The following is a 16,155-nucleotide window of genomic DNA, read 5'->3' on the forward strand; positions in this document are numbered from 1 at the left end:
CTTTTTTGTGCTCTATTATTAATTTGTACTCTGTTATTCAGAGATCACTGGTGTTTATGTCGGTTTCTTGTTCGGCTTCTGGCCAACGAAAACGGTTAATACGCACTATCATGCCAAACAGCGGATGGTCAAAATAATGCACTTGTTTACTGATCACTCGCCTCAACTGATTAAAATTAACACTTTGTAAAAAATTTGCTTGTTGAGAGTTTGCTTGTTGCAATGGGTTGAGCACTATTGCACCTTGCCCAGATAAACCAGTCGATAAGCCATCATTTATCTGGGCTTCCTTTGGGTCGAATATTGGTTGTCTGATATCTAAATCACTATCGATGTGCAAGTAAGGGATACGCCCTACGTTACGCAGATAGACGGTAATTTCACCGTCTAATCGCCATAATTCTTTAAGGATTTGGGGATCAGTCTTGGTTGTTTGGTGCTCTGTTAGCCCCTCGGCTTGGTCAATGTTGATAGGCGTGTCATCTGCTAATGCAGCAGCGATTCTTGCAAATAAGTCTTCAGTAACCACTTCTGGGGCAGTGCCATTAATACTCACTAAAAGTGCTTGTTGCTGTTCTGGCGTTAAACCCGCTAGCTCTTGTTCAGGTATATAAAAATCGTCTGTTGATTGATTCAAACTAGCAAATAAAGAATCGGTATCCTTAACTACAGCTAAACCGTTGGCATCAAATTGGTCTGCAAAGTTTTCACCAGCAAATAATCTGAATGTTTGTGCCTCTTCTCGGCCGAACTTAACTTCTTGCCTCCAATTTACATGTAAGATTGGCGTGATATCTCGCTGCCTTTTAATCTTCTCGTATAGTTCATTCATATACATGGTGGATGTTGGTAACAGAAAAGCCCCACGTTTTTGTTGCCACTCAATACCATTAATAATCTCTGGAACCCGTTGTATTTGATTACTGGGCGCGGCGCCAGACTCATCATTTTGGAGGGCGAGCATAGACTCAAAAGAGGGGTCAACCTGTTCGGCGTAAGCACAGAGGAATTCACTAGGCATTTGCCATTCGATAAATTCGACCGGAATAGAAGGTCTAGTTAAAGTCGCCTTTGGAGCTAATTTTATGTTGCCTGGATTAACATCTTCGGCGTCAGTTGTTTGAACTGAAGACTCTGTGTCATCGGATTTTGTAAATATATCTGTTGTCGCGACTTGATATTGAAAATTTTCTGCAGTGACCTTCTCGGAGTTAACAGATAAACCTTGTTTGGTTTGTGGTTTTTGTTGTTTATCAGTCTGGGACGACGATGTCTCAACTGTTGTGGCCACGGGTAAAGGAAAGGCAAAATCTTGCTCATATTGTGTTTTTACTTTGAGTCGGTTCGATGCTCGGCAATATGGCAGCCCGGCCCTTAAATAGCTTAAATCAGGCTTCAGATAGGGCGTAACTAAATCAAGCACGTTGCTGGCAGGTTGTTCAAGCCGAGACTGTTTGAATTTCTCAGATAAGTTGACCTCCTCTAAATTACGTTCAAATAAAATCACTTCAACATCAAACCACCACTGTTGCTCAACCGCATTCGCAGGTTGCGCTAAAATACTGGTAGTAAGCAAGGCTGCAAAGATAACCTTTTTAGAAAATATACCCATAACCATCTGTTTTAGAGGATGAGTCGTCATTTTATCTGTCATTAAGCCGCTCGTAATTGTTGGCTAAACTCGGTTAGCATATTATTAAACAGTTCAAGTCTATCTTTGGCGGATTCAGTAGGCACGTTAATTTTAAGTTTTTGTGGCCCATCCAATTTGTAAATTCTCGGTTGCGACTGAATTAGCTTGATAATAAAGTTTGGATCAATCTGTGTTTTTTGCGAAAACTCTACAAATCCACCTTTATTGGTACCTTCTATCTTAGATATACCGATTAATTTGGCTTTTAATTTGAGCATGGCCATATCTAACAGGTTTTTAGCGCTTTGAGGTAACAAACCAAATCTGTCAATGAGTTCTATTTGTAACTCATTGACTGCTCTTTCATCTTTGCAACTAACCAATTTTTTATACAAGGATAGGCGCATGTTCACATCTGGAATATAATCATCTGGGAACAGAGCAGGTAACCGTAAATCGATATCAGTTTGCTCAGCAAGTGCCGCTTCCAAAGAGGGCTCTTTACCCTCTTTTAGTGCTGCAACAGCTTGGTCTAGCATATCCATGTATAGGGTAAAACCAATACTAGAAATCTGTCCCGATTGTCCATCACCCAATAATTCCCCCGCACCACGAATTTCTAAATCATGAGTTGCAAGGGCAAAACCTGCACCTAATTCTTCTAAGGATGAAATAGCATCTAGGCGTTTGGCGGCATCTTTACTTAATCGTCTTGGATGCGGCGTTAGCAAGTAGGCATAGGCCTGATGATGTGAGCGCCCAACACGTCCGCGCAATTGATGAAGTTGGGCCAGACCAAGGTGATCCGCTCGGTCCATCACTATGGTATTAGCTGATGGCACATCGATACCTGTTTCAATAATAGTGGTACACAACAACACATTAAAACGCTGGTGATAAAAATCAGCCATGACTTTTTCAAGTTCACGCTCTCGCATTTGGCCATGGCCTATAGCGATCCGTGCTTCTGGCACAATCTCTGCAATTTCTTGCGCTGTACGCTCAATGGTGTCTACTTCGTTATGTAAGAAGTAAACCTGACCACCGCGCAAAATTTCACGCATGATGGCTTCACGTATTAATCCTTTGTTTCGTTGCTGCACAAAGGTTTTGATTGGCAGACGTTTAGCCGGCGGTGTCGCAATGATCGATAAGTCGCGCATACCACTTAATGCCATATTCAGCGTTCTTGGAATAGGCGTAGCGGTCAAGGTTAAAATATCTACATCTGAGCGCAGCGCTTTAAATTTTTCTTTCTGGCGCACCCCAAATCGGTGTTCTTCGTCGATAATGACTAAACCTAAATCGTTAAATTTAAGACTATCTTGTAACAAAGTATGGGTGCCAACCACTATATCTACTTTTCCTTCAGCAATGGCCTTAACCGTTTCTTTTGCATCTTTGGCACTGACAAATCGAGATAACACCTCAATTCTAAAAGGGCAGTTGACAAAACGTTCTTTAAAATTTCCAAAATGTTGACTGGCAAGTAAGGTAGTCGGCACTAATATTGCGACTTGTTTACCTTGATTCGCAGCGATAAAAGCTGCACGCATCGCCACTTCAGTCTTACCAAAACCTACATCACCACACACAAGTCTGTCCATTGCATTGCCTGAGCCCATATCTTGGATCACTGCGTTGATAGCTTTTTGCTGATCTATGGTTTCTTCAAAGGGGAAACTGTCACTGAAAGATTGATATTCATCCCATGCAATTTTGAACGCATAGCCGGGTTTAGCTGCACGTCTGGCGTACACATCCAATAATTGTGCAGCTACATCACGGACTTTTTCAGCGGCTTTTTTCTTGGCTTTTGACCAAGTGTCAGTGCCGAGGTGATGCAGAGGTGCATGGTCAATATCTCCGCCGCTATAACGGCTAATTAAATGCAGAGACGCAACAGGTACATATAACTTAGCTTGTTTGGCATATTCTATGGTCAGGTATTCAGTGGTAATTCCGCCAGCATCTAAGGTTTGTAAACCTAAATAACGGCCAACGCCGTGTTCAAAATGCACCATCGGCTGGCCTATCTGTAATTCTGCCAAATTGCGAATAATGGCATTTTCGTCTGTGCCTTGGCGTTTATCACGCTTGCGCCTATGGCTGATTTTATGCCCGAGTAATTCGGTTTCGGTAATAAAAGCAATGGCGCGTTTGGGCTCATCAAGTAAAAAACTAAACTCGGCGGCACCCACGGATATGCCAATAGGTTCGGCACTTTCCATGAAGTCATTAAAATCTTTAAAAACCTTAGGTTTGATCTCGGCTTTTGAGAGTATTTCTAAAAGACCTTCACGACGACCTGCAGACTCAGCGCTAAATAACACTTTCACTTTTTGTTTTTGCCACTGGTCTACTTGTTGTTTAAGTGACGCCCATGGCACTTTATTTTGCGGTTTTAGTGCTACGTCACCTACAGGCGCAGTGGCAAAGTTAACACTGCCACTTTTCTCATCCACTATTTTGTTTTGTATTTGAACCCTAGGCCATTCTTTTAAGGCACCAAATAGCTCTTCATAACGCATAAAAATGTCAGAGGGATGTAATAAGGGCCTCGCCAGGTTATATCGCAGTTGTTCGTATCTGTGGTTGACATCTTTCCAATGATTTTCATGGGCGCCTTGCAAATCGCCATGCATTAATACTGTGGTGTCTTCGTTGAGGTAATCGAATAAGGTAGCGGTTTTTTCGAAAAACAGTGGTAAATAATATTCGATGCCACCTGGCATCAGGCCTTTACCTACTTGGTAATAAATGGATTCTTTGCTGTTATTTGCAGCAAACTTACCGAGATATTGCTGCCTAAACAACAAACTTGCTTCTTTATCTGTGGGGAATTCTCTGGCAGGTAGCAGTTTAATTTCATCTACTTTGTCACCGGAGCGCTGAGTTTCTGGATCAAAATGCCTAATGGTATCCACTTCATCATCAAATAAATCTATGCGATAAGGATGCTGACTGCCCATAGGGAATAAATCGATAATACTGCCACGAATAGAGAACTCACTGTGACCCATCACTTGGTTTACATGTAAATATCCTGCGCGCTCTAAACCTGAGCGAAAACTATTTATATCTAACGTTTGATTTATCTTCAATATCAGTAAATATTTACTAATATAATCCACCGGTGCCATGCGCATCATTAGAGTGTTAATGGGTACAATAAACACTCTGCAAACGTTTTGGGTGAGTTGGTAGAGCGTTTCTAGGCGTTGGGAAACTATATCCTGATGAGGAGAAAAATTATCGTAGGGTAGGGTTTCCCAATCAGGAAATAGTTGTACATCAACAGATTGATCCTGCAAAAAATAATCCAGCTCTTTTTCAAGTTTGATAGCACTGGGTGTATCTGCGGTGACTAATAATACTGGGCCGGTGGCCAGTTTTGTTGCATTGGCTAAAACAAGAGCCGTACTGCTGCCTTGAAGATTACCCCAATGACGAATATCATTTTTAGTTTTAAGGGTATTGTTTGGTAAAGGCGGTGAAAAAATACTGTGAGTCATTGATCGCTTTCGTTTTAGTTCTTTAAGGTTTTGTCTTGGTTCTTGCGTTTGCGTAAATTAGCCGCTTGCAAATGTAAACTGGCTTTGACTAATAAGTCTTGGTCTTCTTCACGGATACGAGTAAAAATCAAGGATACATGGTACGTATCATCCACAGGCTTACAAGCAATAACTTCACCAAAACAAAAAATGGCTGAGGCTTCTTCTCTTAGGAATAATTTAAGTTCGATTGCGGCGCCTATTAATAATTCGCTTTCACTACCAAGGACCATGCCGCCGCCACCGAATTGTATCGATTGATAGGTTTGTTCATGGTTTGCGTGTTGTTGCAAAATCAGCGACATCATTAAATCAATTTTTCGTGATTGATGATTCAGAAATTCTGCTAACTCAACAGCGTGCTCACCTAAACGGCGTAGAGGTCTTAAGGCTTTTGTATCAATGGCGGATAGTTCACTGGCTATTTGAAACTCGTAAGGCATATGCTGATGTAGATCATCAATTTCGGGTAAAACAAAATCATCTTCTAATACAAGTATATTGACTGGAATATTGTGCTTGATCATGAAAAACTCATCGAATTGTTGATGCTTTTGTTCAAGCGTTAGGTTTTGCATATGCTCTCCCAGTTTTTGCGGTGCTTGTGAGATTTACTTCAGGCACGTATTATTCAACATCATTCATCACTATACCAACAGTTAAACCTTTATTTTTTAACTGTTTTGTTGTTATAAGAGTTTCTTTTTTATGTTTTACCCACTCTCTGCCTTTATTGGCTTACGTTATGCCAAAGCATCTAAAGGCAGTCACTTTATAGCATTTATCAACTTTTTTTCGGTTGCAGGCATTGCCCTAGGCTTGATGGCCTTAATCACTGTTTTGTCAGTGATGAATGGTTTTGAAGGTGAACTTAAATTGCGTAATTTAGGGATCACCCCTCACGTGTTAGTTCAAAAAAAGCCTGATGTAGACATCACCCCGAATATGTTTAACCACATTGAAGGTGTTGTTGCCAGTGCCCAACAAATAGATTCTGAAGGAATAATACAATCCTCTCAAGGGCTAAAAGGTGTCATGTTCCAAGGTATTCAACCTGATGTGATGCAGCGCTCGTCGATTATTGCCGATAATATGTTGGTTGGTCGACTCACAGATTTAGTCAAAGGCGAATACGGTATTATTATTGGCCGCGCATTGTCTATCAAATTAAATGTACGGATGGGTGAACAAGCCCGTCTGATCGCTTCTGAAAATAGTTATTTTGGACCCTTTGGGCGTATCTACAGCCAAAGAGTGTTCCGGGTGGTTGGTATTTTTGATATGGGCTCCGCCCTAGATGATAAAGCAGTGTTAATGCATATTGATGATACTGCTAGGTTGTTAAGAAGTAAAAAAACGAAGTTAGCCCAAACCCGTTTATTTTTAGCTGATGCCTTTGATTATAAGAGTGTGGTTCAGGCACTAGAAGCACAAGGTTATAGCTCCACAAACTGGCGAGACCAGCAAGGTGTGTTATTTGACGCAGTGAAGATGGAAAAGAACATGATGTCGCTGATGTTGTTACTGATTATATCTGTGGCAGCTTTTAATATAGTGTCGGCTCTGGTCATGGTGGTGACCGAGAAACAAGGTGATATTGCCATACTCTTAACCCAAGGCATGACCCGCAATAATATTATGGGTATTTTCCTGTTTAATGGCATCTACAATGGCATAAAAGGCACGGCGATTGGTGTTGTGACTGGCGTATTGTTGGTGACGCAAATCAATCATTTGATCAGGTTATTTGATTTTCCAATATTTTTAAGTCCTCAGGGCCAAGGTGTACCTACTGATTTGCAATGGCAACAAGTGATATTTCTTATCGTTACGTCACTTATTTTGTGTTTTCTGGCCAGCCTTTATCCTGCTTATCGCGCAGTAAGAGTGAATCCGGCAGATGCTTTAAAATATGAATAAGTTGCGCTTGGGTATACAATAGCAGGCTAGTAGTTTTATTTTGCGGTACCCACGTTAGCAACCGCGCTTTCACCCGCACTTGCACCCGCACTTGCACCCGCACTCTAAATTTTAAGGTTTATCTAATGGAAAAAACGTTTATCACTGCACAACAGTTACTTGAAGATTCATTTCGAGTGGCCGCGCAAGTTTATGAAAGTGGCTTTCGCCCGCATTTCATAATCGGTATTTGGCGTGGCGGCGCACCTATAGGCATAGCAGTGCAAGAATACTTCGATTTTAAAAAAGTAGAAACTGACCATATTGCGGTACGCACCTCTTCTTATTATGGAATTGATCAACAATCAAAAACCATCAAAGTGCACGGTTTACATTATCTGATTGAAAACGCCAATGCCGAAGACAGCCTATTAATTGTGGATGACGTATTTGATTCAGGCCGCAGTGTTGAAGCCTTAATGAAACAAATTAAAAAATTGTCTCGGGCGAATATGCCAAAAGAGGTACGTATAGCTTGTCCATATTACAAACCACAAAATAACAAAACTGACATAGTGCCTGATTATTATGTGCACGAAAGTGACGAATGGTTAGTGTTTCCCCATGAGATATCTGGTCTAACACCCGATGAAATCATGAAAGGCAAAACAGATTTAAAAAATGTCATGCATTTGTTAGAACAAGATTAATTCTCAGCTAAAATTAGTTTATAGGTTAGGTTAGGGTAGGTGACTACCCTTATTATTTAAGGAAAAGTAGATGGATCAACAACAAGCCAGAGAATATTTATTAAACAAACCTTTTACGGTGGAAACTTTTCCTTTTGGAGAGGGGGTATCTGTGTTTAAAGTCAAACATAAAATGTTCGCGACTTTGACCTTAGGCAAAATGAGTCCGGGTGATAATGAGTCCGTTGACACAGGTAATGGGATTTGCTGGGTAAACCTTAAATGTGATCCTCAAGAAGCCATTATTCTTCGAGACATATTCCCATCCGTTATTCCCGGTTACCATATGAGTAAAGTCCACTGGAATACGGTCAAGCTTGATGGATCAGTCCCTGCAGGGGAGATACAGAGGATGATGGATAACTCTTTTAATCTAGTGGTAAGTAATATGATTGTGAAAGATCAACAATCGATTTTGCTGCATCTTTAACGAACTTTTTTAGCAAAAACCTAACTTTTTAGCATTTGTTTAATCATACTGAAGTTAGGTTATTAGCACTTATGGGTTTACGGTTCGCTCTTTCCAGTCATCCTGAATATCGTAAAGACATCTTTGCTGCGGTTTAGATTTTAGGTTTAAATAATCCACTGCGTGTGGAATAAAAACAACGACACAAAAATTATCACTGATATCGGTGTAATGACCAGCAATATTCCTTGGTGCACTGTTGTTGTTGCTTCTGCTGTCAAACTCATCGTTAATATCATTGCCTTGATTAACAAGTCCATCTTGTGGAAACGACTGTATTGCATCTTCGTCAAATGGTGCTTTAGGACTGTTTGAGTAAAAAGGCTGCTTAGCGTTGGTTGATAAGTTTGACCATTGTTGTTTCAAAAGATTGTGCTTGGTGTGTTCCCCCAAGACCCAATTCCCATAGTTTGAATCTATTGAGTGAGATATCAATGCTACTTCCCCTGCCAATCGGAATTGTTCTCTGGATCCTGCAAAATACCAGCAAATTTCAAACCGCGACTTATTATCACCTTGCCATTGTTCTATCTTCTCGCTCCTAGAGTCAGTCACAGATAAAAGACTTTGGGTGCCTGACAAGAAACCTCTAAATACCATGGTTCTGTTTTTCGGATCTCCATTTGAGCTCACACTCGCCACTTGATAATACTTTGATTGCACTTGACTATTATTTACGTGCAAACTCTTCGCTAATCGCTGGTGCCATACTGGATATACTATTTCAGTCATTTTACTTCTTAGTGATCAATACAAATAAACCACCAGAATCATCAGTCGTTGCTCTGGTTGGTTGAGTAACAGAAATACCGCATATTGGCGTATAGCTGTCATAAAATAAGCCACACTCACTGGCATCTTTTCTGAGTAGTGTAAGGATAAACACTATCCCTAGGCTATACAACAAAGCTGAATTGCGTTGACGTTAGACACCTGTCAACGAGTAGGTGTGGGTAATCCCACATTTTGCAACAAAGTCTTGATCATGACTCACTAAAATGAAGCTGCTGTTATAGCGAAGTAGCGCATCCGACAATATATGTTTACTGCTAATATCAAGATGATTATCAGGCTCATCAAGCAGTCATAAACTGTCTTGAGATTTAAATATTGTTCATTTATTAATCAGGTGATAATGTAATGTTGCTTTGCTCTTTGAGTGGCGCTATTGGGGCGCTAAGCAAAGTTAAAACGGAAAGGAGATTGTGCAGTGAAAGCACTTACAACAAAATATAGTATGTTAATTTGTTTTTTAAGCTTGCTGTCTTTTAACGCATTAGCTGAAGACGAGCGTGTGTTTAAAAATGGAGATTACTGGGAGGTATCATCAATTACCATTGTTGATGGTCAATGGTTAAATTATGCAAAACATCTATCGACCAAATGGCGTGACTCTCAGGAGTTTGCTAAATCTAAAGGCTGGATTAATGGCTACAAAGTTATAATCAACCAGTATCCTAGAAACGGCGAGCCAGACATGTATTTAATCACCATGTTTGAAGCAATGGCCACCAAAACTCAAGAGGATGAGCGCTACAAAGCCTATATGGAATGGTCTAAGAGCACTATTGCTAAATTGGAAGAAGGCAGTGGAGAACGTGTTGTGATGCGTCATTTAAGCGGTGATTCTCTATTACGAGAAGTCACATTTAGATAATTCATTGCCATTTATTCAACGGTCAATCTTCACTCGCAGCGGGCTGTTGCATATCATTTTTAAGTCGTATTCCAAGTTGTACTTGCCCTTCACATTATATTGATACCATCAAACTTCCCAGTAGAATGCTTCAAATTTTGATTTGACTCCCATTGCTCCGCAGCTCAATAGCTTGATACCTATCCGTTTCTTTCATTAGTTGTGGGGACCGATTTCATTTTGTAGTGATATTGCTACAGTGTATTCTCACCATATCTGACCATGATGATGTGTAATTAGGTGACTTCATTTCTCTGCGCATTTGCCACTTTCCTTGAATACCTTTTGCGGCCACTGATAAAGAGTCAGGACCAAAACGTTGATTAATGGTGTCTAGTGCAGCCATAACACGGGGGTCACGCCCTTGCGCTGCAAACATATCTCGTTGGTACATAGTATTATCTACCAGCTCTATAGCCCCGACACCTGATTTATGAAATAACACACCAGGACGATATATTTGTTTTGCCGCATCGCTAGCAGCAATGGCCAAGTCGCGGCTATCTGCGGTAGCATCAAAAAAACCGTGATGTATATTGCGCCGGTAAATTTGACCGTCTGAGAATGGACTGGAATGAGCAAATGCTACCATCATCTTGATCAAGCTCCCTTGTTTACGTGCTTTTTTGGCTACCTTTTCACCGTGCATCACTAAACTTTGTTCTAGTGATGCATAATCAGTGACTTTTTCACCAAATGCCCGTGTAGAGAATATCTGTTGTTTTGGGCTTCTTACTTCATCCCATGTTAGGCATGACTCGCCTTGTAATTCCCTAACCGTGCGCTCAATATTGACGGAAAATTGCTGGCGCATTATTTTTGCGGGTTGTTGGGAAAGTGTCCACGCATTATCAATGGCCATAAACCTTAGTTTTTTACCTAAGCGGCCACCGATGCCCCACACATCCTCAACTGTCATTTCTTGCAGTACGGTCATGATGTTTTGTTTATCAACAACACTAACGCCACCTGTATTTCTGTTCTTCTTTGCGTAATGGTTAGCCGCCTTAGCCAGTGTGGCGGTTGGCCCCATACCCACACAGACTGGTAGCCTAACTTCTTGCCATATTACCCGTCTTATCTCCTTTCCTAGATGCCACCAACTTTCTTTTGGCTGGGTTTGAAAACGCAGAAACGATTCATCAATTGAGTAAATATGTTGCTCGGGTGAATATCGACTTAGGATATCCATTATCGATGCAGACAAGTCTGCATATAACTCATAGTTCGAGCTGCGAACTGTGACACCAGATGCTTCGACTTGTTTGCTAATTTTAAAAAATGGCTGAAATTTCACATTACCTAGTTTGGCTTTAGCTAACTTACACATAGCAACGACACAACCATCATTGTTACTTAACACAATCACGCCAGTTCGACGGGCAAGTGGATCGAAAATTTTTTCGCATGAGGCATACATGCTATTCACATCGACTAACCCAAACATCTTGTCAGCTTTGTGGATTGACGGTGATTCCTAACCGAGCGAATGACAATCCCTTCTTCTAAAAATTCATCCCCATCTTTTAGTTGGTAGGTCGTGTCAGTATCGCTTCCTGACAATAGACACTGCTTTTTACGGTCATAGAGTTTACACATGAACACACCATTTAATGTCGCCACTATGATGTCCATGTTGGCTTGCCTGGCTGCTCGGTCAACGATTAATACATCACCATCAAAGATGCCGTGGCTTGTCATACTGTCTCCTACTGCAAGGCCTACAAACGTCGCAGTTGGGTGGTCAATAAGTATTTCATCAAGAGACATCGGTAGTGTTTGGTACTCTGATGCGGGCGACTCGAAACCGGTTATGCCAGCCTGAGCTTTGATCGGTATAATATTCATTACATCTCATAATACTGTATTTGCATAAGGGGTATCCTGTTAGCTCCACTACCCACTACATGTTGTGTTTAGCGCTTTTTGATATTTTCATAACTAACGGGCGGTGTAACCACCGCTTGTTCAAGCAATCTATAAAATAGTAAACCACGTGAATTAGATGCTCGACGATTAAAACGAAAGGCATATTCGTCGAGATAACTATCTAAATGTTCATGCCCTACTGAGCCTTGATGAGTTCCTAATATCCATCTTTTCAATAGTGAAGCGACTCTATGCACACCGACTAGCGTCTCATGAGCAGGCTCTTTAGACCCAAGTTGAACCAACTTATTACGCTCATAACCAAGCTCATAAATTCTATGATAGGCACTTGAACCATCTGTTTGGACGACTGAACCGGGCTCTATCGTTTCTTGTATAAACGAATGCAATTGAACTTGCGTTGCCGCTTCAATACGTTTTAACCTTATTCTGCCAAATCCCTTGGGCTTTTTAATTTCAACCGCTATCGCCACAATTGATTTCTTACTTTGGGCACAAGGAGCACGGGTTTTGGCTTTATCAGCGCCACCCACGTAGGTTTCATCTACTTCGACAATACCTGATAATTTTCCGCGACTGGGGTTGACCATCGCCCGCCGGTAACGATGTAACATTGTCCATGCAGTTTGATAACTACCTAACCCAAGTAACCTTTGCAGACCTAACGCACTCACTCCGTGCTTTTCATTAGTGATATACCAAGCTGCGGCAAACCAATTAGTTAAGGGAGTTCGGCTTTTTTCAAATAGTGTTCCTGCTGTCACCGTGCCTTGATATCGACATATAGAACACATCATTCGACCGCGAGTTAAGTGATAAGGTTTGGATAATTTGAGACAACGTGGGCATACAAAACCAGAGGGCCAACGTAAGTGCTCCAGAAACTGAAGGCATGCATTATCATCCGGAAACCATTGTAAAAACTGAGTCCAATTTCCGGGATAATCTCTACCTGATTTTAGTGAATTTGATGAAATAGCCACCACTACATATTGACATAGGTGGAGCTAAGTGGATACCCCTTATTTGCATACAGTATTATAGCGCGAATTATAGGATAGATAGCAAGAATATTAATTGATAGTGGGGGTGATATTGAATTCATACCTGCCAGACAACACTTCTTTTAATATTGCAATTTGCCTAGGCATCGCTGAGAATAAGGCCCATATGAGGTTGACTCAATTTGGTAGCTGAAATAGTCGAACAAGTGGCAAGAAACTACAGGTCAATTATCTTCAGTATTTTAACAGCATCACAATATGCGTATTTTACACATTATTAATGGATCTAATTTCTTGGTGCGCAAGTACTAAGAGGTGCATTAATCATATCGTTAGCCTTAATAACTCGCCGTAATAGCGAGTTTTTGCATTTTAGGAGTAACGTAAAAGAGAATCATTATTATTTTCGTCTACCAATTAGGATATCAACAATGAACAATGTTAATCGTCGTGACTTTTTAAAATTATCAGGTTCATCTATTATCGGATTGACCCTGGGTGGCGTGGCATTACGCGCTAACGCACAAGAGCAAGTGACTCTTGAAGATCCAACCGCTATTGCCCTTAAATATGTGCATGAATCAGAGGTTGAAGGCCATTACTGCGACAATTGCCAATATATTCAAGGTGAAGATGGGGAAGAGTGGCGCCCATGCGGAATTTTCCCAGGTAAAGTGGTGAATGCTAAAGGCTGGTGTTCAGCTTGGATGAAAAAAGCGGGATAAATTATCTTGGGTAGATTAACGCAGTTAATCTACCCTTGCATATAAACAATAAGGCTGCTTAAACAAGCAGCCTTATTGTTTTTTATAAAAGACATTATGGTGTATAGGATTACAAGTCGTTATGGATAATCGTCTAGGTGAATTACAAACCTGTATGGTATTGACTGACTGTTGACTCGGTGACCATAGCGTTTAAGGTCATTTCTACCTTTTGATCACCAGCCAATAACTGTTCGAATTGACTAATTAATGCCACTTTGTCAGGTGAGAGATTATCACCGGCTCCAATGTTGGTTAAATCAATTAAGAAACCGTCAAATAAGTCAGCCAAATCATGAATCACCTGCGTATTTAAAAACTGATCCTGATTATAGATACTTGGGTAACCCGCCTTTTGTTTATCGATCGCAAATGACACACCTTTAAGATTAGTAATAGTGGTTGATTTGTCACATGACAACATACAACCATTATCTATTCTGGGTTTTTCACAGCCCACACTTTGCTGGAAGAAACACTGTCTGCTGGTCATCAGTAAGATGGGGTGATAGATACTGTAAAACAATTTGAAGTTGGCAGGGCGGGCAATGTTCTTCATTTGTTGTTGATTAAGCTCGTTAGAAATAAACGCGCCGCTACAATCAAATTCTTCTTTCATGGCCATTAAGGCATAAGAATTGGTGGTATTCAAAAAGGGGCCTGCTATCCATTGGATCCCTAATTGATTCGCTCTGTAAGCGATACCTGTATTGTTCGTCACAATTAATGGTGGTGCCACCTGCTCTAAAATATTAATCGCCACATCATAATCTTTACCTATTAATACCGCAGGAAACCAAGGGATTAAACGCGGATTTGCTGTTAAGAAATCAATGTACTTAGTGCAATCACGTTTATAGGCGTCGGGTAACTTAAAGTAAATATCGGCAGTAGTGACTTCGGTTAAATAAATATCTGCCTCGTCACTGATTAATATAGACAGTTTGGCCTGAGTCTCGGTTTGGCCCTCAGCGCCCTTGGCATGTCTTTCAAGTGCCGGCAATGTCACTGCAGGCAACAACGCCTTATTGTCATTTAGTAAACGGGCGGCTTCATTCTTTAGAGATGTAAGCTCGCTAAAGGGTACACTGAGATCTGCGGCCAAATGCTGTAAATCGATTACTTTAAGCACATATTCAGCATTGCCCAAACTTCTGAAACGTTTATCAAGTGTGGCTTGATCAATTCCGTTGTGTTCACTTTTGGTTAATAGGCTAGTGGATTGTAATACAAAACTTTTCGCAGCAGTTTTGGGCATATTAACCGCTGGGGTCTGCTGGGTAGACAATGCTTCTGTGCTATTTTCGTTTTCAGTACTCAGGGTTAGGCTTAATTGACTGCCAGCTTCACCGGAAAAGCTAAGGGTTAAAGGTACTTTATCAATACTTAAATATTGAATTTTATTTTTTACCGCATCGTTGATTTCGTTTTTCTCTTGGTAAAGCGTTTGTTCGACTTCTTGGATTTGCACCACTGAAATAAGATTGTTATCTGTCACGCCGCTGGACTTTGCTATGGCATGGTTTTTTGAGTTGTCTCGTGGATTATCAATAAACATCGATTGATTCAAGTCGCCCCGCAAAAAAGCATTTGAAAAGTCTCGGTTAAATACTTTGTAAAGACGCTCGCCGTCTTCAAGTAATTGACCTGTTCTAATAAAGCCATCTATTTGTTTACGAAAGCTATCCACCACTGTGTGTACATAACTTGCGCCTTTTATTCGCCCCTCTATTTTAAAAGAAGTCACGCCAGCTTCTATCAATGCAGGCAAGTCAAAAAATGCTGAATTGTCTTTTATGTTCAGTGGGAAATTATGACCTGTTGCTGTGGTTTCATATTCTTCACGGCAAGCTTGACTGCAACGGCCTCGGTTACCTGAATTACCTACACTTGCAGAGGTTGAATAACATAACCCCGAGAAAGCCACACAAAGTGAACCGTGTACAAACACTTCAGTTAAAATCTCGTGTTCGCGGCTTACTGCGGTTAATTCAGTTATTTCCCTGAGGTTTAGCTCTCTAGATAAATTCACTCTTGAAGCGCCGAGTTTTTTAAGAAAACCAATTTGGCCTGCATTGTGTGTGGTGAGCTGGGTTGATGCATGAATATCTAGGGTCGGGAAGTGTTTTTTGATCAGGTTAAACATACCAATATCTTGAACAATCACGCCATCTAGTGTGGTATTCACCAGTTTACTTAATAACTTAGCTAGGGAGGTAAATTCCCGCTCTAAAATCACAATGTTTAAAGTCAGGAAAATTTCGCATGTATACTGGTGAGCAAGTCGAATCACCCCTACAAGTTCATCAAAAGAAATATTAGACGCACGATTACGGGCATTAAAGGTATCTAAACCGCAATAGACGGCATCGGCACCGGCAATAATGGCCGCTTTAATGGCATCAACATCACCGCCTGGGGCTAACAATTCAATTTTATGATTCATGTAGGTCAATTTGGGCCGGTTAATTTTAAAGCGCGGATTTTACCCGTATAT

General features: G+C 40.9%; 13 protein-coding genes and 1 pseudogene. 5 read left to right on the plus strand and 9 right to left on the minus strand.

Going from position 1 to position 16,155, the window contains the following annotated elements; genetic code table 11:
• Positions 1-37: 37 nt before the first annotated feature.
• Genes CXF95_RS23720 through CXF95_RS23730 form a run of 3 tightly spaced genes read right to left on the minus strand, consistent with a single transcriptional unit; the run spans position 38 to position 5,765 of the window.
• Positions 38-1,654, minus strand: a complete 1,617-nt coding sequence (locus tag CXF95_RS23720) for a CsiV family protein (RefSeq protein ID WP_101200983.1) — start codon at positions 1,652-1,654, stop codon at positions 38-40.
• Complete coding sequence (gene mfd / locus CXF95_RS23725) at positions 1,654-5,148, minus strand: transcription-repair coupling factor (RefSeq protein WP_101200984.1); 3,495 nt, start codon at positions 5,146-5,148, stop codon at positions 1,654-1,656. The genes CXF95_RS23720 and mfd overlap by 1 nt, the downstream gene beginning before the upstream one ends.
• A gap of 14 nt (positions 5,149-5,162) precedes the next feature.
• Positions 5,163-5,765 (minus strand): PilZ domain-containing protein, encoded by a 603-nt coding sequence (locus CXF95_RS23730; protein ID WP_101200985.1) that lies wholly within the window; start codon positions 5,763-5,765, stop codon positions 5,163-5,165.
• Between the two features lie 130 nt (positions 5,766-5,895).
• On the opposite strand from CXF95_RS23730, the gene CXF95_RS23735 reads away from it, so the two are divergent.
• From CXF95_RS23735 to CXF95_RS23745, 3 genes are all read left to right on the plus strand, one after another.
• Positions 5,896-7,107, plus strand: a complete 1,212-nt coding sequence (locus tag CXF95_RS23735) for a lipoprotein-releasing ABC transporter permease subunit (RefSeq protein WP_101200986.1) — start codon at positions 5,896-5,898, stop codon at positions 7,105-7,107.
• A 125-nt stretch (positions 7,108-7,232) separates the two neighbouring features.
• The gene (locus CXF95_RS23740) at positions 7,233-7,796 is read left to right on the plus strand and encodes a phosphoribosyltransferase (protein WP_101200987.1); all 564 of its coding nucleotides are present in this window, start codon (positions 7,233-7,235) and stop codon (positions 7,794-7,796) included.
• Positions 7,797-7,866: 70 nt separating this feature from the next.
• A complete protein-coding gene (locus CXF95_RS23745) occupies positions 7,867-8,265 on the plus strand; it encodes an MmcQ/YjbR family DNA-binding protein (RefSeq protein WP_101200988.1) in 399 nt (132 codons plus the stop codon).
• A gap of 69 nt (positions 8,266-8,334) precedes the next feature.
• On the opposite strand, the gene CXF95_RS23750 is transcribed toward CXF95_RS23745, so the two are convergent.
• Complete coding sequence (locus tag CXF95_RS23750; RefSeq protein ID WP_101200989.1) at positions 8,335-9,036, minus strand: pyridoxamine 5'-phosphate oxidase family protein; 702 nt, start codon at positions 9,034-9,036, stop codon at positions 8,335-8,337.
• Between the two features lie 478 nt (positions 9,037-9,514).
• Between CXF95_RS23750 and CXF95_RS23760 the strand changes: the two genes are divergently transcribed.
• Positions 9,515-9,961 carry a hypothetical protein gene (locus CXF95_RS23760; RefSeq protein ID WP_101200990.1) on the plus strand — a complete coding sequence of 149 codons (447 nt, stop codon included), beginning with the start codon at positions 9,515-9,517 and terminating at the stop codon, positions 9,959-9,961.
• 214 nt (positions 9,962-10,175) lie between these two features.
• On the opposite strand, the gene CXF95_RS23765 is transcribed toward CXF95_RS23760, so the two are convergent.
• The 4 genes and pseudogenes from CXF95_RS23765 to CXF95_RS23775 all read right to left on the minus strand — a co-directional run bounded on the left by CXF95_RS23765 (position 10,176) and on the right by CXF95_RS23775 (position 12,873).
• Positions 10,176-11,447: a Y-family DNA polymerase gene (locus CXF95_RS23765; protein ID WP_101200991.1), complete on the minus strand. Its 1,272-nt coding sequence runs from the start codon at positions 11,445-11,447 to the stop codon at positions 10,176-10,178.
• Positions 11,435-11,848 carry a S24 family peptidase gene (locus CXF95_RS23770; RefSeq protein WP_101200992.1) on the minus strand — a complete coding sequence of 138 codons (414 nt, stop codon included), beginning with the start codon at positions 11,846-11,848 and terminating at the stop codon, positions 11,435-11,437. The genes CXF95_RS23765 and CXF95_RS23770 overlap by 13 nt, the downstream gene beginning before the upstream one ends.
• A pseudogene (locus tag CXF95_RS31595) lies at positions 11,844-11,897 on the minus strand (hypothetical protein); the annotation flags it as partial. The gene CXF95_RS23770 and the pseudogene CXF95_RS31595, both read right to left, overlap by 5 nt.
• A 19-nt stretch (positions 11,898-11,916) precedes the next feature.
• Positions 11,917-12,873, minus strand: coding sequence for an IS1595 family transposase (locus CXF95_RS23775; RefSeq protein WP_198556578.1), 957 nt, complete (start codon positions 12,871-12,873; stop codon positions 11,917-11,919).
• 452 nt (positions 12,874-13,325) lie between these two features.
• On the opposite strand from CXF95_RS23775, the gene CXF95_RS23780 reads away from it, so the two are divergent.
• Entirely contained in the window at positions 13,326-13,619 is a 294-nt protein-coding gene (locus CXF95_RS23780; protein ID WP_101200993.1) for a high-potential iron-sulfur protein, read from the plus strand.
• A gap of 142 nt (positions 13,620-13,761) precedes the next feature.
• Here the strand turns inward: CXF95_RS23780 and CXF95_RS23785 are convergent, their stop codons facing one another.
• The gene (locus CXF95_RS23785) at positions 13,762-16,104 is read right to left on the minus strand and encodes a peptidase U32 family protein (protein ID WP_101200994.1); all 2,343 of its coding nucleotides are present in this window, start codon (positions 16,102-16,104) and stop codon (positions 13,762-13,764) included.
• Between the last annotated feature and the right edge of the window lie 51 nt (positions 16,105-16,155).

Source organism: Paraglaciecola sp. MB-3u-78 (assembly GCF_002835935.1).
In the GTDB taxonomy this organism is placed as follows: Bacteria; Pseudomonadota; Gammaproteobacteria; order Enterobacterales; family Alteromonadaceae; genus Paraglaciecola.